We start from the raw sequence: 20,131 nt of genomic DNA, 5'->3' as shown, positions 1-20,131 counted from the left end.
CTTTTTATTTACCTGTTCTCTTAGGCTGTTTGGCGGCTTTGGCGGGTGCCGGGGGATACGCTTTCTGGTAGGATTCAAGCCGCTTGTTCATTTGGCTGCGGAGCTTGGCGTATTCCGGGTTTTTGGCGAGGTTGACGAGTTCGTCCGGGTCCTTCTGCAAGTCGTAGAGGCACTCATAGGGGCCACCCGGCTCGTCGTAATAGACGGCGAATTTGTAGCGCTCGGTGCGGACACCATGCCAGTTGTTGAACATCCGGAACCTGTGCTCACAATAGATGGCGTCGCGCCAATGGTTTGTGGCATTGCCTTGCACCAAGGGCGAGATCGAGAGCCCCTGGTGAACGTTCGACACAGGGAGTCCTGCGAAATCAATAAAGCTGGGGGCCATGTCGATGTTGCTGACAAGTGCTGTTATCGCGCGACCGCGCAGTTTTTCGGGTAGGCGCGGGTCGAACACGACCAGGGGGATACGCAGCGATTGCTCGTAGTGGTTCCACTTTCCTGCAGTCGACCGGTCTCCCATCATGTAGCCGTTGTCAGCTGAATAGATGACGATGGTGTTCTGGTCCAAGTGACGCTCCTTCAGACTGTCAAGCACACGTGCTATGGCGTTGTCGATGCCGGTGATCATCCTGTAGTAGGCGCGGATGTTGGTCTGGTATTTCCCGGGAGTGTCCCAGCGCCAGTAGTAACGTAGGGTGTTCAGGTTTTTTGCATCTCGCAAAAATGGAGGCAGGGCCTGGTTGTATTTTTTGTCAGCCAGGCGGGGAGCGGGGATGACTATGTCCTCATACAGTCCGTCGGCCGACTCCGGCCATTGGAAGTGGTAGCCCGGCCGCCGGTCGTTGTCCTCGGCATGCGAGGCGTTGAAACTCACGGACATGCAGAAGGGCTGGTCCACCGGGTTGGTTTGGATGAACTTGATCGCGGCATCGGCACAGAGGTCAGTCTCGTGCCGTCGACTGCCATCGGGCATTTTTTTCAAATAGGGGGTGCGGTTGATGGCCTTGAAAAAATCAAATTGCTTTTTGAGGCCGGGTTTGCCGAAGGACATGCCGTATTTGCCGGCGAATCCGATCCGGTATCCAGCGGCTTTCAGTAACACGGGATAGCTGGTCGCAATGTACTTGGCTGGGACGGGGAGCTCTCCGAAGTTGTAGCCGTGGCTGCGTTGCGTGAGTCCCGAGAAGAGAGAGGCTCGGCTCGCCGCACAGATCGGAACCTCGCAGAACGCATTGTCAAAGCGAATCCCTTCGGATGCCAGCCTGTCTATGGTGGGAGTCTTGATCAGATGGTTGCCATAACATCCCAACACGTCGTTACGCTGGTCGTCGGCAAGAAAAAAGAGAATGTTGGGTTTTGGCGATGCATGCGACGTTGTGCACTGGGCGAAGGCGAGTAGTAAGAGCAAGGGGGGTTTCATAAATGTGGGGGCGTCGGGTGTTTTTTACGGCGATGGCGATGCAGCTGATGCCTTCGGAACCAAGGATGATCTGGCCGCAGGGGGATAGTCAAGAGGCAAGAAAGCTTTCTTGTGTGCATTAGTATCCGGGAAAACAGGGCGGCATGCCTTTGATGGGGGGTCAGCAAATCCAGCAAATCCTGGTTGCCATTTTTTCAGGATGGGTTCAGCATGGACACATGATTAGACAACGATTGATTCCCTTGATAGTGGGTTGTGGTGTAATGGGTATGGCGATGGCTCAGGCGCAGAAGCCCGACAGCCGGACCGCAGAGATCACCCAGGCGGTGAGTGCCTTGAAGGCGGTAAAGCCTGCCAAGGAGCGTAAGCTGTTAGTGTTTTGTGTGACACGCGGATACAGGCATGGTTCCATATCCACCGGGCAGATCGCCATGCGTGTGATGGGGGAAAAGACCGGTGCGTTCACGGCTGTGGTAAGTGATGATCTGGATAATTTCGAGCCTGGGAAAATCGACCAGTTCGATGCCATTTGTTTCCTGAACACCACCATGGAGGTCTTCAGCCCGGCCAAGGGGGCGTTGAAAAAGATGAGTGCCGCAGAAAAGGCGGCGGCATCAGAGAGGGAACTACGTCTTAAGAAGAGCTTCATGCAGTTTCTTAAAAGCGGCAAAGGTTTTGTCGGTATCCACTCGGCCACAGATACATTTTATCAGTGGGAGGAATATGGGGATATGATTGGGGGATACTTTGACGGTCATCCCTGGGGAGCCGATACAACTGTCAGTGTCATGGTTGAAAAGGGGCAGGAGAAACATGCCTGTTGTGCCCACCTCGAAGGGAAGAACCTTGATTTCAAGGAGGAGATCTATCAGTTCAAAGCTCCTTACGATCCCAGGAAATTACACATGTTGCTTCGTCTTGACCCCGATAAGACCAATTTGAGTATCGGTAAGAGATCCGATAAGGACTATGGTGTCAGTTGGTTGAAGTTTCACGGGCAGGGGCGTGTGTTTTATTGTTCGTTGGGGCACAATCACCATATTTTCTCCAACCCGCAAGTGCTTCAACATTATCTATCAGGTATCCAGTGGGCTCTGGGTGACTTGAAGGTGGATGTCAAAATCGGTGAGTAAGCGGGCGATCCTCGATGAGGATCCTGGCAGTTCTAACACATGATAAGTAACCTGGCTTGGCATTGGCTGATCCAGGTTGCCGTGTATCGGTGTGGTGGGATGGTTGCAGGTGATTAATGTGTTAGAAAGGCCTGCCGCGATACTCAAGCAGGAGGGCAGGGCTAGGGGGCGTCCCTGGGCGGCCATTGAGCCTCTCCCGTTTTTTACACACTCTTAACATAAAGGTGCTTATCAGGTAATAATGGCTTAACAGTGGTAGGGTGTAGTAAGGACCGTAGACCAGACCCAATCAAGACAAACCCCAACCCATAAACCAATAAACCCAAAAAACAAAACAATGAAACTGAACGTAAAAACAACTACAATGACCTTGCTTGCCAGTGCGCTGGCTGTGGGGATGACCTTTGCCCAAGGCCCCGGAGGAGGACGTCCACCACAAGGCCCGCCTCCTGGAGGCGGTGGTCCTGGCAGAGGTGGTCCCGGAGGCGGTGGCCCTGGCGCTGATCATGAAAAACCGGTCCCCCCGGTTATGGAGGCACTCGACAAGGACGAGGACGGGTCGATCTCCGCCGAGGAATTGAAGGAGGCTTCAGAAGCTCTGAAAGGGCTTGATAAAAACAATGACGGCAAACTCAGCGCAGACGAGTTGAAGCCCGAGCGCCCTCCCGGGGGTGGCCAGGGTGGACCTCCTGAGGATGACGATAGGGATAAGTCACGCCGCAGGCCACATGTTCCACCGGTGATGAAGGCACTTGATGCCGACGAGGACGGTGAAATCTCGGCTGAGGAAATCGAAGGCGCTGCCGAGGCCCTTGCTGAACTTGATCACAACAAGGACGGCAAACTCTCCAGGATGGAGATCCGTCCAAGCCGTCGCTTCAATCCGAAGAAGGATGACTAGGTAATCAACACAGTTCGTGATTACGTGAGTAAGTGGTGATCATCGCCGCTTACTCACTTTTTGACGTAATGACCTCTTTACGACGCATTGCGCCTGGCACGGATGGCCTTGGCAAATTCCTCAAGCATGTCTTCGGTTGTCTGCCAGCCGACACACTCATCGGTAACCGATTGGCCGTAGGTGAGATCGGCCCGGCTTCCCTGTAGCTTCTGACCGCCTTCGACTAGATTGCTTTCCACCATCACAGCGGTGATCGCCTTGTTGCCCCCGGCGATTTGCTCGCATAGGGACTGGGCTACGACCGGTTGGTTGCGGTAGTCCTTGAGGGAATTACCGTGTGAGCAGTCGACCATCACCGAGGCGGGGAGGCCGGCTGATTCGAGTTGGCCTGCGACCTCGGCAATGCTTTCGGCATCGTAATTAGGCCCCTTGGATGAGCCGCGCAGGATGATGTGACAGGCGTCGTTCCCTTTGGTGGCGACGATAGCGGTGACCCCTTGTTTGGTAACGGAAAGGAAGTGGTGCTGGCCGGCGGATGCCTGGATGGCATCGAAGGCGATTTGGTTGGAGCCGCCGGTGCCGTTTTTAAAACCAACAGGCATCGAGAGCCCGGACGCAAGCTCGCGGTGAATCTGGGATTCCGTGGTACGGGCACCAATGGCTCCCCATGCGATGAGATCCGCGTAGTACTGGGGAGAGATCGTATCAAGAAACTCGGTGCCGGCGGGAACGCCCATTTCAGCCAACTCGATCAATAGCTCACGGGCGATGTGAAGACCTCGATTGATATCAAATGATTCGTCGAGGTGGGGGTCGTTGATCAAGCCCTTCCATCCCACCGTAGTGCGGGGTTTTTCAAAGTAGACACGCATTACGACGAGCAGGTCATCGGTGTAGCGGGCGGCTGCTTCTTTCAGTCTGGTGGCATATTCGATGGCAGCTCCAGTGTCGTGGATGGAACAGGGGCCGACCACGACCAGCAGACGGTCATCCGCGCCTTTGAGTATGTTTTCGGACTGCTGGCGTGCTGTCGAGACAAGCTTGGCCACCTTGTCGGTGATCGGCAGATGGTGGGACAGGACAGCGGGAGAGATCAGCGGTTTGATTTTGCTGATACGAAGGTCGTCGGTTTGAAACTCAGTCACGGGATTCTTCTAGGGTTAAAAAATTAAATGCCAATCCCAAATGATTGAAACGCTTGGAATGACACGCTTGGAATACGGTTCAATCCAGTGTGTTTTTACGGGTTTCTCCCTTTTGGTTCGCCTGCCAATATTGATGGGTATTGAGGTCAAGGCAGGTCAGCCATCCACCGCCACAAGCAAAGGTATCGATGCAGATGGCGTGGTCGAGAACGAGGGGGACGCCATTTTTTTGAGGGGTGTGGCCACAGACGAGGGTTTTCCCTGATTTGTGGGGTTCTGTTTCGAGGATGCGGCGCCAGTAAAGGTTGCGGTCATCCTGCAGAGCAAGATCGGTTTCCGGCTCGAGACCTGCGTGGGCGATGATGTGATGCCCGGTCTCGTAATACCTCCCGCAGGATGCAATAAAATCCCAGTAAACAGGATCGATGTATTTAAGGTTGGCGGCTCGAAATGAATCGAGCGTGGCCTCACCACCGTTGAGGAGCCAGAAGTAGCGCTCCTGCTCCGAGTCACGGGCGTTTACCATCATCACCTCGTGGTTGCCTTTCAGAGTGATCAGCTGATGAGACTTGCGTAGCTCGATCAAGTAATCGAGGACTCCCTTCGAGTTGGGGCCGCGATCAATGTAGTCGCCCAGGGTGACGATGGTGTCATCGGGCGCAAAGTCGACATACTCGCCCAGCGCCTTGAGGGCGGAGAGTGAACCGTGAATATCACCGATGACGAGCGTGCGCATGATTTTTCCGTTCTAGCGGGCAAAACCGCCGGGTCGAGCCAAATATGGAGCGTATTTCCCTAGGCGAGCAGATTCCAGAGCCGGTCGAATTCCTGCTGGAAGGAGTTCACTAGCTTGGTGTTGTTGCTGACGATGATGTTTTCGTTGTTTTCCGTGCTCGCGGAGCGGGTCCAATTGTAGCTTCCGGTCAACAGGAGATCGGTATCGGCAATGGCAAATTTATGGTGCATGTGGGCGCTGGTGCGATCGTAGCGGCAGGGGATGCCGGATTTTTCCATGACCTCCAGATCCGACCCGAGGTCCTCGGATTTCAGGTCGTCGGAAATGATCCTGATTTTGATACCTCGCTCATGCGCCTCGGCGATTTTACTAACAATGCGGTTGTCGGTGATGGTGAATACACAGATATCGATTGAGTGTTGCGCCTCGTTGATGAGTCTCCGGATGCGGTGCAGGCAATCCTCTCCGGGTGAGAAGTAGGCACTGGCCTTGACCTTCATCTCATTGGAATAAAGTAGCTTGATGACCCCTTCCAACCAGTCCATGGCGGTGACCTCTCCCATTTCCTCCATCGCCCTGGTTGCCATTCGGAAGGCGAGTTGTCGGATTTTAGCCTGTTCGGTTTTATCTCCCTGGGCGATGGCTAACAGGGGTTTGAGCTCCTTGCGTTCGGAGCGGGAAATGGCAAAGTCCTCGATGGATGCCTGGAGGGCTTGTTGGATGTCTTGCATGGTGGGATTTAGCTACAGCCGACCTGATGAATCGAGTGTATACTTTGTTTCATTTTTGCGCTCGTTTCTAAACAGGCAATGATTGAGGGTGGCGGCAGGACCGACCCTAACTGCGTAACAGGAGATGTCAGCCCGGAGAAACCCAAAGCCAAGCAAGAGTGCCCCTATCCGAGCACTGTCTTGATGGCGTTTGTTACCAGCGCAAGGTTTGCCGGTGTGATGCCAGCCACGTTGATACGGCCACTGTCGACCATGTAGATGGCAAATTCATCACGCAGGCGATGCACCTGCTCCACGGTGATACCGGTGAAGGAGAACATGCCTTTTTGATCCATGAGGAAATCAAAGTTACGGGAGACCCCGGCCGCTTTGAGCGCTGCCACAAAATCCGCGCGGGTATTTTGGATGCGGTCGCGCATTGCCGCCAGCTCCTGATCCCACTGACTGGCCAGCGTGGGGTCGTTGAGGATCGAAGTCACAATGGCACCACCATGGGCTGGTGGGTTCGAGTAGTTGGTCCGGATACAGAGCTCCACCTGGCTTTTGACCCGCGTGGCTTCATCGGCGTCAGCGCAGACGATGTGCAGGGCCGCTACGCGATCCTGGTAGAGGCCGAAATTTTTTGAAAACGACTGGCAGACGATGAGAGGCACACCAGCCTCGGCCAGTGTGCGCACCCCGATGGCATCCGCGTCGGGGTCTTCTCCGAATCCCTGGTAGGCAAAGTCGAGTAGGGGAAGCCAGTCGTTCGCCAAGGCAATCTCGGCGACTTGTTTCCAGTCGTCCGCGTTCAAGTCGGCTCCGGTCGGGTTATGACAGCAGGCGTGGATCACTACTAACTGGCCGGCGGGGATGTTTTCCAGGTCAGTGAAAAACGCGGCGCGGTCGATATCGTTAGAAGCGGGGTCGAAATAGGTATAGGATTCGAGGGTGTGACCCGCGGTGGCGAAGATGCCATTGTGGTTGGCCCAGGTCGGGTTGGATAGCCAGACGGTGCGGGGGCCGACGGTACGGGCCAGGTAATCGCCAGCAACGCGGAGGGCACTGGTGCCGCCCGGGGTATGGGCGGTGGCGATACGTCCGGCGAGTTCGGAGCTAAGCGCGTTTCCAAAACAGAGTTTCTGAGTGGCCGTTGCAAAAGCCGGGCTGCCGGTCATCGGTAGGTAGCTCTTGGAGGCGCTGGCTTCAGCGAGTTGTTTTTCCACGGCGATCACACTGGGAAGCACGGGAGTGGTGCCGTTTTTATCAACAAAGACCCCTACGCCGAGGTTGACTTTGTTTGCGCGGGCATCTTCCCTAAACTTGGTGGAGAGACCAAGGATTGGATCGGCGGGGGCTTGGGTGGCGGATTGGAAAAGCGACATATTGGAGGTGGGGTTGGTTTGCACCGCTACATGCTATGAAGCCCGCGTCTGGAGCAAGTAAATTAGATGTCGAAATCAGTCATGAACCGGGGGGCGGGAGGCGGGTTATACCGAGCCCTGGCTGGTCGCCCTGTCTGAGACAGGCGTTGTTAATGCTGGGTTAATGCTGGTATTGCCATTTGCCGCGTTCGAGAAGTTCGATTTTGACCTTGGTGATGCCGCGCGAATAAAAGCCCATGCGTTTGGCGGCTCCGATGGTAACGTCGATGACCCTGCCTTTAACGTAGGGACCCCGGTCGGTAATGGTTAGAATCCTCGATTCACCATTAAACAGGCAGGTCACCCTGACCTTACTGCCCAAGGGCCAGTATTTGTGAGCCGCAGTGCGTCCGTTATCATGGAGCCGGCGGCCACTGGCGGTTTTGGTTCCACGATTGGTCTTGACGCTGTACCATGAGGCCATGCCATGCTGAGTGGCCAGCACCTTATACTCCGGCGGCTTGGGCAACTTCGGCATGTGCGTTGTTGAGCACGAAGCGAGAGCTAACAAGGGGAGGATGAGTAAGAGGGGTTTACACATGGGCTGGATCGGGCTGTGGGCTTGAATGTGTCCGCTTGATTGAAAGAGGATCAGTCGTTTTTGAGCACCCGGATGAATGCATCCTGTGGGATGTTCACCTTACCGATGGCTTTCATCTTGGCTTTGCCCTTTTTCTGTTTCTCCAGCAGTTTGCGTTTGCGGGAAATATCACCACCGTAACACTTGGCGGTTACGTTTTTGCGCATTGCGGTGATGGATTCCCGGGCGATGATCTTGCCGCCGATGGCGGCCTGGATGGCGACCACGAAGAGTTGCTGCGGGATCACATCCTTGAGTTTTTTACACAGGTGGCGACCGTAAGGGGCTGCTTTTTCGTAGTGGACGATGGAGGAAAAGGCATCGACGGGTTCGCTGGCGATCAGGATGTCCATCTTGACGAGTTTGCCGGGTTTGTAGCCGGCGTGCTCATAGTCCATCGAGCCGTATCCGCGGGTCATCGATTTCAGTTTATCGTTGAAGTCGATCAGGATTTCCGACAGAGGCACCGTGCAGGTGAGCATCACGCGGGTTTCGTCGATGGTCTCGGTGTGTTCTAACTCCCCGCGTTTTTCCATGACGAGTTTCATCATGTCTCCGATGTATTCGCTGGGGATCATGATGTAGAGCCTGACCATCGGCTCACGGATTTCCTGAACCTCCTGTGACTCGGGAAGCAGGCAGGGGTTGTCGATGATGATCTCCTCACCATTGGTTTTCGTGACCTCGTAAATGACCGATGGGTAGGTGGAGATGATATCCATGTTGAACTCACGGCGGAGTCGCTCCTGGATGATTTCCATGTGCAGCAGCCCGAGGAATCCACAACGGAAACCGAATCCGAGAGCCACCGATGACTCTGACTGCCAGGTGAAGGCGGCGTCGTTGATCTGGAGTTTACCCATCGCAAGCTTGAGAGCTTCGAAATCGGATGAATCGACCGGATAGATACCGGAGAAAACCATGGGTTGGATTTCCTTGAACCCCGGAAGCGGCTTCGGGCAGGGGTGGGTGTTGTCAGTGACCGTATCACCAATCTTCACTTCATCAGCGGATTTCATGTTGGCGATCAGGTAGCCGACATCTCCGGCCACCAGTTCGTCCCGCTGCGACATGCGGGGGGTAAAGACACCAACCTCCTTGATCTCGTAGGTTTTGGGCGTGTGAAAGAGTTTGATGCGTGTTCCCCGGCGCATACTGCCGGACATGACACGCACGTAGGAAACGACACCACGGAAGGGGTCGTAAACGGAATCAAAAACGGAGGCGCGCAGCAGCTTGTCCTCATCTTCGACGGGTGGCGGGATACGCTCGACGACAGCTTCCAGGATCTCCTCGATGCCGATGCCGTTTTTGGCAGAAGCTGGTATGGCTTCCTCGGCCGGGATACAAATAATATCCTCTAACTGCTTGTGCACCTTCGGTAAATCAGCTGATGGGAGGTCGATTTTATTGATGACTGGGATGATGGTCAGCTGCTGCTCGTTTGCGAGGTGGAGGTTGGCCATGGTCTGGGCCTCCACACCCTGGGCCGCATCAACGATGAGTAATGCCCCTTCGCAGGCAGCGAGTGATCGCGAAACCTCGTAGGAGAAATCGACGTGTCCGGGGGTATCAAGAAGGTTCAGCTGATAGGTCTTCCCGTCTTTGGCCGTGTAGGACATGGTGACGGGGTGGGATTTGATCGTAATACCACGCTCGCGCTCAAGATCCATGGCATCAAGCAGTTGGTCTTGCTGGTCACGCTCGGCAACGGTTTTGGTGAATTGCATCAAGCGGTCCGACAAGGTGGTCTTGCCGTGATCGATGTGGGCGATGATGGAAAAATTCCGAGTAAGTTCTGTGGACATATTAATTACAAATTATAATCACGAATGACAAATCCATTACCCTTTGATCTCCATGAGCATCTGAGCATTGTTAGGGAACTTTTTCAGGAAGAAGATAAGTCGCTCCATGGCTTCTTCGGGACGGTGGCCGGCGAGGCCCCGGCGAATGAGGTTGATCTTGTGCAGTAAATGCTCCGCCATAATGAGTTCTTCGCGGCGGGTGCCGGATTTGAAGATATCGACAGCGGGGTAAATGTATTGCTCGGCGATACGTCGATCTAACACAAGTTCCATATTGCCCGTTCCTTTGAACTCCTGGAAAATGGCTTCGTCAGCGCGGGAGTTGGTTTGGATCAGTGCTGTGGCGAGGATGGTGAGAGAGCCGGCGTTGCGGGTGTTGCGTGCGGCGGCGAAGAGGCGGCGTGGCATTTCCAGGGCACCGGCGACGATGCCGCCCGATTGGTAGCCACGGCCTTTGTTGCCACCGTTCTTGTTTCCTCCCCCGGCATTGTTGTATGCGCGGGCAAGCCGGGTGATTGAATCCATCAAGACGAGTACATCCTTGCCGCCTTCGACGAGTCTTTTACAGCGCTCGATACACATTTCAGAGATACGTGCATGGCTGCGTGCGCCATCGTCATTCGAGCTGGCATAGATTTCGACACCTGGGAGGCACCTGCGGAATTCGGTGACTTCCTCGGGACGCTCATCCACTAACAGGACGATGAGGTGGATGGACTCATCGTATTTCTCTGCGATGGCTTCGGCCATGTGTAAGAGAAGGGTGGTCTTGCCTGAGCGAGGGGGGGAGACGATCAGCCCGCGCTGGCCGCGTCCTACCGGGGAGATGATATCGAGCACACGGGTGGTGAATCTTTCGGGGGTGGTTTCAAAGGCGATCCGGCGAGTCGGGTTGATCGCCTTCAGCTCCTCGAAGTGGGGAAGCTTGAAAGCGTCTTTTGGTTCGAGGTCATTAACGGTTTTGATCTTGGTAAGCTGCGGGCCCCGTGGGCCATCCTGGCAGGTGCCGTGGATCCAGACACCGGCGCGCAGTCCGTTTTTGCGGATGAAATCGGGGGGGACAAAGACGTCTTTTTTACATTGGATGAAATTTTTCTCAGGGACACGCAGGAAGCCAAAACCTTTTGGGGCGATTTCCAGCATGCCATTGACGGCGACAGGGTCGCCGGTGAGCACGATCGGTTTCCTATCCCGCTTTTGGTTCGGATTTTCGCGGGGCTCGCCTTTTTGGTTGCGTTGGTTTTTGTGATTGTTCCGGTTGCCGTTGTTGTTGCGCCGTCCCTTGCCGTTGTTGCCATGGTTGTTGCCTTTATGGCTGGCGGGTTGGGTGGTTTCATCCTGAGCGTCTGGGGTTGTGTCGCCGGCTTGTGGCGGACGTTCCTTCTTGGCGCTCCGTTTGACCGGACCCAGACCCTTGACCCGGCCCATGCGTGGTTTTTCTGCCGGGGGGGCAGCCTGGGCTTCAGGCTGGCTAGGCTCCTCCGGAACGGTGGGAGGGGGCACCGAGGCGGGTGTTTCCGGTTCGGGGGGCATGGCTTTTGAGGTCTCGGCATGGACCTCTGATTTGACCTCGGCTTCGGTCGTGGATTGTTTGGCTGTCTTTTTGGCTGCCTTTTTAGCGGTTTTTTTAGCCGCTTTTTTAGCTGCCTTTTTGGCGGTTTTCTTGGCCGCCTTTTTAGCTGTTTTCTTTTTAGCCGGTGCCTTGGAGTCCTCTAGTTCCAGTGGAAGCTCGGGTGTTTCAGGATGGGTATCCTGTGATGTGGGATCACTCATAGATGGGGTGGTGCATTAAATGGAAATATTGGGTGGTGAAAGGGTCAGAGAGGGGGGCAATTGTTTCTCCTTGGATACTGGATCACTCCATTCCTGGAAATGGGATGAGAAAATTGCGGGGTTTCGATGCCGAGGGCATGGGATGGTGTCTCAGGGCAATGATTTGCGCCGTGGCTGGCTTGGTGGTCACGTCCAATTGGGGCGTTCAAGTTCGCGAGCCCTAGGAGGTGAAATCCTCGTCGGCGGAAGTTGGCGGAGAAAGAAAAGTTCTGACCGCCAGATCGTCCAGACGGGGGAACTATGAAGGAAAGCCCCCGGTTATGCAATGTCTTTTTTTGAGTGGGTTTTTTCCCACGCCGCCCGACAGTTATGCGCCATCCCGCCTGAATCTGGACATGACAGGTGGAGGCGGGCGGTAAGTCCTCGCTCCATCCCCTGTTATTCCGCGAGCTGGATGGTGATTTTTCCGTGATCCACGCTGATGTCCCTGATGCCGGCCGCGATGCGGTTATTGGTCATGTCGATACCCAGGTTGGAGATAAGGTTCTTGCCTTTGAGGTCGGCGAGCCATGCGTTTGGCAGTGAGATGCCCCAGACTGTCAGGTCATCCAGAATGATGGCCGGATTGTTTTCCGGGTCGGTTAGTTTGAACCGGGCTTTCGCTTTAAGCGTATGACCTCCGACTACGGGGATATCTGGATCGAGGTCGGTGTGGATGCGCGCATGCAGGGCGTCATCAGCCAGTTCAAACCTAACTTTGTCCCCGAGCCCGGTATTGTGGTGAAACAGGGCATTCACTTCCCGTTCGGTGAGGGTGATGACTTTTTCTCCTGGCTCGTAGGTGCGTTCCTGCACGACTTCCATCTTGGTGTCGAGTGCCCGCTGCTCGGCGGTGTCCAGGATGACAGGTGTGATCGGGCGGTTGCTCCACCAGTAATAAGCAGCTCCTGCGGAGACCACAAGGAGTGCCGTCACCCCGATGATGATCAGGATTTTGCGCTTACCACTGCGAGGGCGGACGGTGGGGTTGTTTGAAGATGGATCTGTCGAGCTCATACACTGGTTTGGAGGGTTGATGTGCGAGTATAAGTCACATTTGCAGAATTGCCATCAGGGAAATGATGAGAAAATAGGGGCCGTTTTATAACGCCTGCGGTGAAAGAAGCGGGGTGGACCCGGTGAAACCAATGCTTTACCGGGGATCGGGTATGGGCTGGAACTTGATTCGGAGTCCGCGTGTCTTCCAGTAATCGACGATGTTTTTTTGCAACGTTTCCCTGCTGGCTGCGGGAATGAGGATTTCCACTTGTTGGGCGAGGGCCTTGCGCTGGCGTATTTTTTCCAAGAACAACCGCGTGGCATGCCGCCTCTCCGCACCGCCATGAAACAGGTAATGTGTGAGAAGCAGCGAAGTGGCATAGTTGCGGTAGACATCCTCGGCCGGGCCGGATTCCACATGTGCCCGCCATGTGTTGTGACTGAGTGCCATGGTTTCGACGATTCCCGGGAGTATGATGTGTTCTTTATCGAGTGGCAGGTGTCTTTTGATATGCCGGCTAATCAATAAGCTGACGTTGCCAAACTGGTAGACCCCTCTGTTTTCGTGTGTGGCTGCGATGTATTCTGCGGTGCCCTCGGTAAACCAAACCGGCAAGTATGCGAGGTCACGGTGCATGCAGAGGTGGGTGAACTCGTGGACTAACAGATCGTAATCAGCTTTCGGTGGCAACCTGCTTCCCGGGGGTGGTTTTACCCTGAGGAAGGTATCCGCCCGCAGCAGGATTGCCTGTTTCCTGCCACTGTAGTAGCCGGCAGCCCCTTGGGCTCCTCCCGCTTGCACGAATGATTCCTCGTCGGGATAGATAAGGACCTTTGCGGGGTTTTGTTTTCCCGATGAGCTTGTCGGCATGCCGAGCAGGGGCAGGGGGAGACGTGAGAGGACCGAGGGAACCGATTCCGCCGTGGTGGCAAACTGGGAGAGGTGATGCTCGCTGAGTGCCGTTGCAGAGTGGAGCTCAAAATGCTTGGTCCTGTAGATGAAATCCCGACCATCTCCCCCGCTCCGGATCAGCTTGATCACAGCCGGTTGTATGGGCCGGAATGATGTCGGCCATGAGTCCGCGGCATCCGTCACCTGGCCGTTGACGCAGCCGCCCATTGACATCAACGTGAACAGGAGTGGTCTAACGGGGAACCGTCGTCTGCAAGAGGGTGGTGTCATTTTTAACAGTCAGGGGGGCCGTGCCGCGTGGCATCAGCAGGAAGTCACCTGCCACATGTTTGCGGCCATCAGCCGACTCTAGCTCACCGCTGACGACGGTCACAATAGAAAAACGTTCAGGATCAGGATTGCCGACGCTGGTGCCGGCCCTGAGGACAAGTCGGTCGACCTGGAAAAACGGGCAGGTTGCCAGGGTCACACCATCAGGGGTGTCCATGCTCGGCTCGACGTCATCAAAGTCGATACATTGCATCGACGCCTCGACGTGGAGTTCGCGCGGGTGGCCATCGAGCCCCATGCGGTTCCAGTCGAACACCCGGTAGGTGGTGTCCGAGTTTTGCTGGATTTCATAGATCAGCAAACCCGCCCCGATGGCGTGCAGCCGGCCTGACGGGATGAAGATCGAATCGCCCGCCTGTGGATGAATGGCATGTACGACCTTGTCGACGGTGCCCTTGTCAATGGCCTGCTGGAAATCCTCTTTGCGGACGCCGCTTTTCAAACCGACGTAAAGCTTGGCGTCCGGTGTGGCAGCCGCGATGTACCACATTTCGGTTTTCGGCTCGCCCCCCAGGCCGGGAGCGATTTCCGTGGGCGGGTGCACTTGGATGGAGAGGTCGTCGCGGGCATCGAGAATCTTGATAAGAAGCGGGAAACGAGTCTCGTTTTCGAAGCCGGGGCCGAAAATCTCCTCGCGCTGGTGTTGCCAGAGCTCGCCGAGGGATTTTCCCGTCAGTGGGCCGTGGTTGACGATCGACTGCTCGCCGGTCCTGTCGGTCATTTCCCATGACTCGCCGTACGGCAGGTCAGCGGTGGGCAGCTCCCTGCCGTAGACCTTCTCCAGTTCGCGCCCCCCCCAGACGCGCTCCATATAGAGTGGGGTGAAAGTGATGACCTGCATGGGCATAGAAATAGTGGAGGTGGTGGTTTTTTCCAAGTTTTACCGAGAAAATTATTCGCATCTGCCGTGGGATCGACTAAATCACCTGCATGGACAGTCCTGCATGGATCAAAGCTGAGAACTTGCACCGTGGATATTCGGTGGGGAAAAAACGTGTTGAGGTGTTACACGGAATCGACCTCGATATCCACCGTGGTGAGAAGGTGTTTCTCTGTGGCCCGAGTGGAGCGGGGAAAACCACCCTGATGTATATACTCGCCGGCCTCGAAAAACCCGAGCAGGGGAGCGTCTGGGTGGACGGTGCCAATCTCTATACGATGAGCCGTCGGCAGCAGGCAGAGGTCCGCAACCGGAAGATGGCGTATATTTTTCAAAACTACTATCTGATGCCCGAGTTGACGGCATTGGAGAATGTCATGGTTCCCGCCATGATCGGAGGAAGGGACCTCATCGCCAAGGCCCAGGAGTCACTTGAGCGGGTCGGACTGGCCAAACGGATCGACCACCTGCCGGCGGAACTCAGTGGCGGTGAGCAGCAACGGGTGGCCATCGCCCGCGCCCTGGTGAATTCACCCCAGATTATCTTTGCCGATGAGCCGACCGGAAACCTCGACTCAAGGAACGGCTCCCAGGTGATGGATATGCTGCTGTCATTGGCCGATGAAGACGACGCGACACTTGTGGTTGTCACCCACGATGAGGGCTTGGCGGTCCACGGCGACAGGAAACTGGTCATCAAGGATGGAATCATTGGCAAGGATGCTGTCATGGCATGAAAAAAGACGTGTTCAAATCCGTAAATCCGTGCTTTAACCCCGCCGGGAAATCCACCATCCAGACGGCACCCGGCGTCTCATTCTATTAATTGCTGATAACGAATAACCCATAACGACACACCCATGAGCGATTCCAAAAAAATCTGGCTTGACGGCCAACTCCTCGATGAATCCGAAGCCAAGGTCTCCGTCTTTGACCACGGCTTGCTGTATGGCGATGGTATCTTCGAAGGGATCCGTTTCTACAACGGTCGTGTATTCCGTCTGGTGGAACACATTGAGCGCCTGTTCCTGTCCGCCCGCGCGATTCTTTTGAAAATGCCATGGTCCGAGCAGGAAGTCTGCGACATCGTTTGTGATACCATCCGTGCCAACGGGCTGACCGATGGCTATGTGCGACTGGTCGTAACCCGCGGAAGCGGAGGGCTGGGACTCAATCCCTTCCTCTGTGAAAAGCCCTCGATGTTCTGCATCGCCGCGTCCATCCAGCTCTACCCGGATGCATGTTATGAAAAAGGCTTGGAGCTGATCACCTGTTCCACCCGCCGCCCCAGCCATGCGACGCTGAGCCCGCAGGTGAAGTCGTTGAACTATCTCAACAACATCATGGCGAAGATTGAGTGTATCAAGGCCGGGGTGATGGAAGGCCTGATGCTCAACGACGCCGGTACCGTGGCCGAGTGCACGGGGGATACGGTTTTCATCGTGAAAAATGGAGTGATTATCACGCCGAAGATCAGTGATGGCGCCCTCGACGGTATTACGCGCAGTGTCATTTTTGATCTCTGCGAGAAGCTCGATATCGAAATCATCGAAGACACCCTGACCCGGTACGATATCTACACCGCTGACGAGGTCTTCCTGACCGGAACCGCCGCCGAGGTGATCCCCGTGGTCAAAGTGGACGACCGCCCGATCGGTGACGGCGTTCCAGGCGAGGTGTTCAAGGCTCTGCTCGCCGATTTCCGGGTGGAGGCAGCGACGACGGGAACCGCGATATAATGGTCATCGGGCATTAAGGGAGCTTTATCTCTTGCCATCAAGGCCGGGGATTTGAGAGTATGCAGACATGCCAGTTCAAGGAGCCCTAGAGAAATACCGTGTTTGTCACAAAGGCAAGTTTCGTCTGAAAGATCACCCGACTGATGATAAATCCCTCTTTGGCCATGGTAGCAAGGAGGATCATGCGCCGTTTCTTAGCCAGCTCACAAGCGAGCTGAAGGATTTGCAGAACAGGCTCTATGCCGAAGGGAAACACCGTATTCTTGTGGTCATCCAGGCGATGGACACAGGGGGGAAGGACGGCACGGTGAAGAGCGTCTTTTCCAAAGTCGACCCGCAGGGGATTCATGTCGAGCCGTTCAAAAAACCCAACGAGGAGGAGCTTGCGCACGATTTCCTCTGGCGCGTCCACAAGAAGGTGCCGCACAATGGTGAGATTGTTGTTTTCAACCGCAGTCACTACGAGGACATCCTCGCGGTCAGGGTGAAGAACATTTACCCCAAGAGTGTGTGGAAACCCCGCTACCGGCACATCGTCGAGTTTGAGAGGATGCTCGTTGAGGAGGGCACAACCATTATCAAGCTCTTCCTCAACATCTCCAAGGAGGAACAAAAAAGACGCCTTCAGGCCAGGCTGGATAATCCGGCCAAACACTGGAAATTTAACCCGGACGACCTCAAAGACCGCGCCCGATGGGAGGAGTTCCAGGAGGTATACGAGGATGTTATTTCTGAAACGGGAACCAAGTATGCCCCCTGGCACATTATTCCGGCCGACAGGAAATGGTATCGCAACCTCGTGGTCGCACGGATCATGGTCGATACCCTCAAGGAGCTGAACATGGAGTTCCCCATATCCGACTGGATCGCCGAGGACATCATCATCGACTAACTGGCGGGTCGGAAATTCCACCATGCAACAGTGAGTGCCCACTCGTCAGAATTCACCCTGCGCACACAGGGGAAGGGGACGTATGAAATCACCGATGAGATTACCCGCATCGTCGCTGAGGCCGGGGTGGCAACGGGGACGGTCACCGTTTTTGTCCAGCACACCAGTGCCAGCCTGGTGATCATGGAGAATGCCGATCCGTCGGCCCGGACTGACCTGGAGGCGTTTTTCGACCATCTGGTGCCAGAGGATACGCCGTATTTCATCCACACCTACGAAGGCCCCGATGATATGCCGTCCCACATCCGCATGGCCCTTACCCGGAGTAGCGAGGTCATCCCCGTCATCAACGGCCGGATGACACTCGGCACCTGGCAGGGGATTTTCCTGTTCGAACACCGCCGCGCCTCTCACCACCGGAAGGTCAGTGTTTCCGTGGTTGGTGCGTGAGCTGACAGATGTGGCAAGAATGATGGTGGACATCCGCGCCTGATCCTTCACGGTAGGGGTATGTCACATCTTACCCTTGTTTCTAACAGGCTTCCGATCCGCATCAATGACGCCGGTGAGGTTGAGCGCACAACAGGAGGTCTCGCCTCAGCTCTTGAGGGGGCTGGTATCGAAGGCGATTTCTCATGGATCGGTTGGGGCGGCGTGTGCGAGGAAGACCTCGAAGACCCCGAGGCCTACCAGAGACAGCTCGGTGAAGTCGACGTCCAGCCCGTGTTGCTGACTCATGCAGAGTTAAACGGATATTATGAAGGTTATTCGAATTCGACGCTGTGGCCGATGTTGCACTACATGGTGGACCGGGCGAAATTCGATCCTCAATGGATGGATGCATACCGCGCAGTGAATAGGAAATTCGCCCAAGTTGTCGCCCGCGATGCCGACCAGAATGGCCAGGTCTGGCTGCACGACTACCATTTATTCCTACTCCCGGCGATGCTGCGTGCGTTGAGGCCTGATTTGAAAATTGGTTTTTTCCTGCACACGCCCTTCCCGTCCAGTGAAGTTTTCCGTGCCATCCCGGACCGGCAGGAAATTCTCCACGGCCTGCTCGGCTGCGATTTGATTGGCTTCCACACCTACAATTACCTCCGTCACTTCAGGTCGTCGCTTCTGCGTATCCTTGGTATCGAGGGAGACCCGGAGGGGATTTGGCACGGTCGGCGCCAAGTCCGCTACGGTGTCTATCCGATCGGGCACAATCGCACCGGTTTCCACAAGGCCATGGAAAGCGAGGCCTACCGCAAAGCCCTGGCCGAACACGCCGAACGCATTGGCGACGGGAAGTTGTTACTCAGCGTTGAGCGGCTTGATTATACCAAGGGGGTGCCCCAAAAACTCGAAGCGATCCGCCATTTTCTCAAGGAAAACCCTGATCAGAGGTCGAAGGTCAATTTTGTCATTATCGCGGTGCCCTCACGCGTCGGGGTCGAGGAATACGATGAACTCACAGAGATTGTGCAACGTGAAGTGGGTGCGATCAACGGTGACTATGGCGAGGTGGGGCACTCGCCGGTGCAGTTTTTACACCGTGGTTTCCCCATGGAGGAACTCGCCGCCTTTTATGCCTTGGCGGATGTTTGTATGGTGACACCCACCATCGACGGAATGAATTTGGTCGCCAAGGAATATATCGACTGCAAAAGGCAAAAACACAACGCGCGCGCCGGTGTCCTGATCCTCAGTGAGTTTGCCGGGGCAGCACAAGAGATGTCGCATGCTCTTCTGGTCAATCCACACGATACCCACGGCGTGGCCAAAACCGTTGAGCAAGCACTCGCGATGTCTGATACGGAAATGTGGCACCGGGTTCGGGCCATGCAGGACCGGCTGGCGCGTAACGATGCTGGAGCCTGGGCAAAGCGCTTTCTCTCCGATCTCGAAGGCCTGGGCGACGTGGGGACTTCTTCGACTGCCCACGAAACACTCGCCGAGGTCGGTAAGGAAATGATCGAGCGGGTCGCGAAGGGGGAAAAAATCGCCTTGCTGCTCGATTACGATGGCACCCTGCGAGGGTTTGTGGATCGGCCCGAAGATGCAGTCCCCGAGCAGGAGGTTCTGGATTTGTTGGAAAAGCTGAGCAGGCATCCGCAGGTGAATCTGGCCGTTATCAGTGGCAGGCCCAAGGATTTTCTAGAAAAGCATTTCGGGCATCTGGCGATAGATCTCGTTGCGGAGCACGGCTACTTCTGGAAGCGTCTAGGCAGCGATGGTTGGGCGGTGCTCGATGATCGCGCCGACACTTCGTGGAAAAGCGCGGTGCTGCCACACCTTGAGTGGGCTGTGACCCTTACTCCAGGCAGTGGAATAGAGGACAAGAAGTCATCGGTGGTTTGGCATTATCGCCAGGCTGACCCCGAATTTGGCACATGGCGTGCTAAAGGATTGTTGTCCGAGCTTACTTCAATCACCGCCAACCTTCCCGTTTCAGTGCACCACGGCCAGAAAATCGTTGAAATCGCCAGTCAGTTAGTCAACAAGGGGGTGGCCGCCGATTTCCTGATCAAAGACTGGCGGCCCAGTATTGCCCTGGCTGCGGGAGACGATCAGACAGACGAAAATATGTTTGCCATAACACCCCCCGATTCGGTTCACCTGCACACGGTCAAGGTGGGCGGTGGCTCTACCCGCGCTGAACACCGAACCTCCATCTCAGGATTGCGTGCCCTGCTGGCCACGATTGCTTCTAACATATAA

Annotated in this window: 18 protein-coding genes; 7 read left to right on the top strand and 11 right to left on the bottom strand. The window is 55.5% G+C overall.

The annotated features are described in order from the left end of the window. Positions 1 to 4: 4 nt before the first annotated feature. On the bottom strand, positions 5 to 1,423 hold the full coding sequence (locus tag H7A51_11035) for a sulfatase (GenBank protein MCP5536747.1): 1,419 nt from the start codon (positions 1,421 to 1,423) through the stop codon (positions 5 to 7). 218 nt (positions 1,424 to 1,641) lie between these two features. On the opposite strand from H7A51_11035, the gene H7A51_11030 reads away from it, so the two are divergent. Continuing rightward, positions 1,642 to 2,556: a ThuA domain-containing protein gene (locus H7A51_11030; GenBank protein MCP5536746.1), complete on the top strand. Its 915-nt coding sequence runs from the start codon at positions 1,642 to 1,644 to the stop codon at positions 2,554 to 2,556. 337 nt (positions 2,557 to 2,893) lie between these two features. Beyond that, positions 2,894 to 3,457 (top strand): hypothetical protein, encoded by a 564-nt coding sequence (locus tag H7A51_11025; protein MCP5536745.1) that lies wholly within the window; start codon positions 2,894 to 2,896, stop codon positions 3,455 to 3,457. Positions 3,458 to 3,534: 77 nt separating this feature from the next. Here the strand turns inward: H7A51_11025 and H7A51_11020 are convergent, their stop codons facing one another. The 10 genes from H7A51_11020 to H7A51_10975 all read right to left on the bottom strand — a co-directional run bounded on the left by H7A51_11020 (position 3,535) and on the right by H7A51_10975 (position 14,755). Then, positions 3,535 to 4,602 carry a 3-deoxy-7-phosphoheptulonate synthase gene (locus H7A51_11020; protein MCP5536744.1) on the bottom strand — a complete coding sequence of 356 codons (1,068 nt, stop codon included), beginning with the start codon at positions 4,600 to 4,602 and terminating at the stop codon, positions 3,535 to 3,537. A gap of 79 nt (positions 4,603 to 4,681) precedes the next feature. Next, positions 4,682 to 5,338, bottom strand: coding sequence for a serine/threonine protein phosphatase (locus H7A51_11015; GenBank protein ID MCP5536743.1), 657 nt, complete (start codon positions 5,336 to 5,338; stop codon positions 4,682 to 4,684). Positions 5,339 to 5,397: 59 nt separating this feature from the next. Continuing rightward, positions 5,398 to 6,069, bottom strand: coding sequence for a DUF1669 domain-containing protein (locus H7A51_11010; protein MCP5536742.1), 672 nt, complete (start codon positions 6,067 to 6,069; stop codon positions 5,398 to 5,400). Between the two features lie 164 nt (positions 6,070 to 6,233). Further along, complete coding sequence (locus H7A51_11005; GenBank protein ID MCP5536741.1) at positions 6,234 to 7,433, bottom strand: aspartate/tyrosine/aromatic aminotransferase; 1,200 nt, start codon at positions 7,431 to 7,433, stop codon at positions 6,234 to 6,236. Between the two features lie 160 nt (positions 7,434 to 7,593). Beyond that, the gene (locus tag H7A51_11000; GenBank protein ID MCP5536740.1) at positions 7,594 to 8,013 is read right to left on the bottom strand and encodes a septal ring lytic transglycosylase RlpA family protein; all 420 of its coding nucleotides are present in this window, start codon (positions 8,011 to 8,013) and stop codon (positions 7,594 to 7,596) included. A 50-nt stretch (positions 8,014 to 8,063) separates the two neighbouring features. Continuing rightward, on the bottom strand, positions 8,064 to 9,860 hold the full coding sequence (lepA, locus tag H7A51_10995) for an elongation factor 4 (GenBank protein ID MCP5536739.1): 1,797 nt from the start codon (positions 9,858 to 9,860) through the stop codon (positions 8,064 to 8,066). 36 nt (positions 9,861 to 9,896) lie between these two features. Continuing rightward, complete coding sequence (gene rho / locus H7A51_10990) at positions 9,897 to 11,633, bottom strand: transcription termination factor Rho (protein MCP5536738.1); 1,737 nt, start codon at positions 11,631 to 11,633, stop codon at positions 9,897 to 9,899. Between the two features lie 438 nt (positions 11,634 to 12,071). Beyond that, complete coding sequence (locus H7A51_10985) at positions 12,072 to 12,689, bottom strand: hypothetical protein (GenBank protein MCP5536737.1); 618 nt, start codon at positions 12,687 to 12,689, stop codon at positions 12,072 to 12,074. Between the two features lie 136 nt (positions 12,690 to 12,825). Continuing rightward, complete coding sequence (locus tag H7A51_10980; protein ID MCP5536736.1) at positions 12,826 to 13,797, bottom strand: hypothetical protein; 972 nt, start codon at positions 13,795 to 13,797, stop codon at positions 12,826 to 12,828. Positions 13,798 to 13,816: 19 nt separating this feature from the next. Next, a complete protein-coding gene (locus H7A51_10975) occupies positions 13,817 to 14,755 on the bottom strand; it encodes a class I mannose-6-phosphate isomerase (protein ID MCP5536735.1) in 939 nt (312 codons plus the stop codon). 89 nt (positions 14,756 to 14,844) lie between these two features. Between H7A51_10975 and H7A51_10970 the strand changes: the two genes are divergently transcribed. The 5 genes from H7A51_10970 to H7A51_10950 all read left to right on the top strand — a co-directional run bounded on the left by H7A51_10970 (position 14,845) and on the right by H7A51_10950 (position 20,131). Continuing rightward, entirely contained in the window at positions 14,845 to 15,531 is a 687-nt protein-coding gene (locus H7A51_10970; GenBank protein MCP5536734.1) for an ABC transporter ATP-binding protein, read from the top strand. Between the two features lie 123 nt (positions 15,532 to 15,654). Then, positions 15,655 to 16,533 (top strand): branched-chain-amino-acid transaminase, encoded by an 879-nt coding sequence (gene ilvE / locus H7A51_10965; GenBank protein ID MCP5536733.1) that lies wholly within the window; start codon positions 15,655 to 15,657, stop codon positions 16,531 to 16,533. A gap of 67 nt (positions 16,534 to 16,600) precedes the next feature. After that, positions 16,601 to 17,425 carry a polyphosphate kinase 2 family protein gene (locus H7A51_10960; GenBank protein ID MCP5536732.1) on the top strand — a complete coding sequence of 275 codons (825 nt, stop codon included), beginning with the start codon at positions 16,601 to 16,603 and terminating at the stop codon, positions 17,423 to 17,425. 30 nt (positions 17,426 to 17,455) lie between these two features. Next, a complete protein-coding gene (locus H7A51_10955) occupies positions 17,456 to 17,875 on the top strand; it encodes a YjbQ family protein (protein MCP5536731.1) in 420 nt (139 codons plus the stop codon). Positions 17,876 to 17,935: 60 nt separating this feature from the next. Next, on the top strand, positions 17,936 to 20,131 hold the full coding sequence (locus tag H7A51_10950; GenBank protein ID MCP5536730.1) for a bifunctional alpha,alpha-trehalose-phosphate synthase (UDP-forming)/trehalose-phosphatase: 2,196 nt from the start codon (positions 17,936 to 17,938) through the stop codon (positions 20,129 to 20,131).

The sequence above is a fragment of the Akkermansiaceae bacterium genome, assembly GCA_024233115.1.
In the GTDB taxonomy this organism is placed as follows: Bacteria; Verrucomicrobiota; Verrucomicrobiia; order Verrucomicrobiales; family Akkermansiaceae; genus Oceaniferula.
Note: the sequence above shows the minus strand (reverse complement) of the source record. Positions and strands in the feature narration are given on the sequence as shown.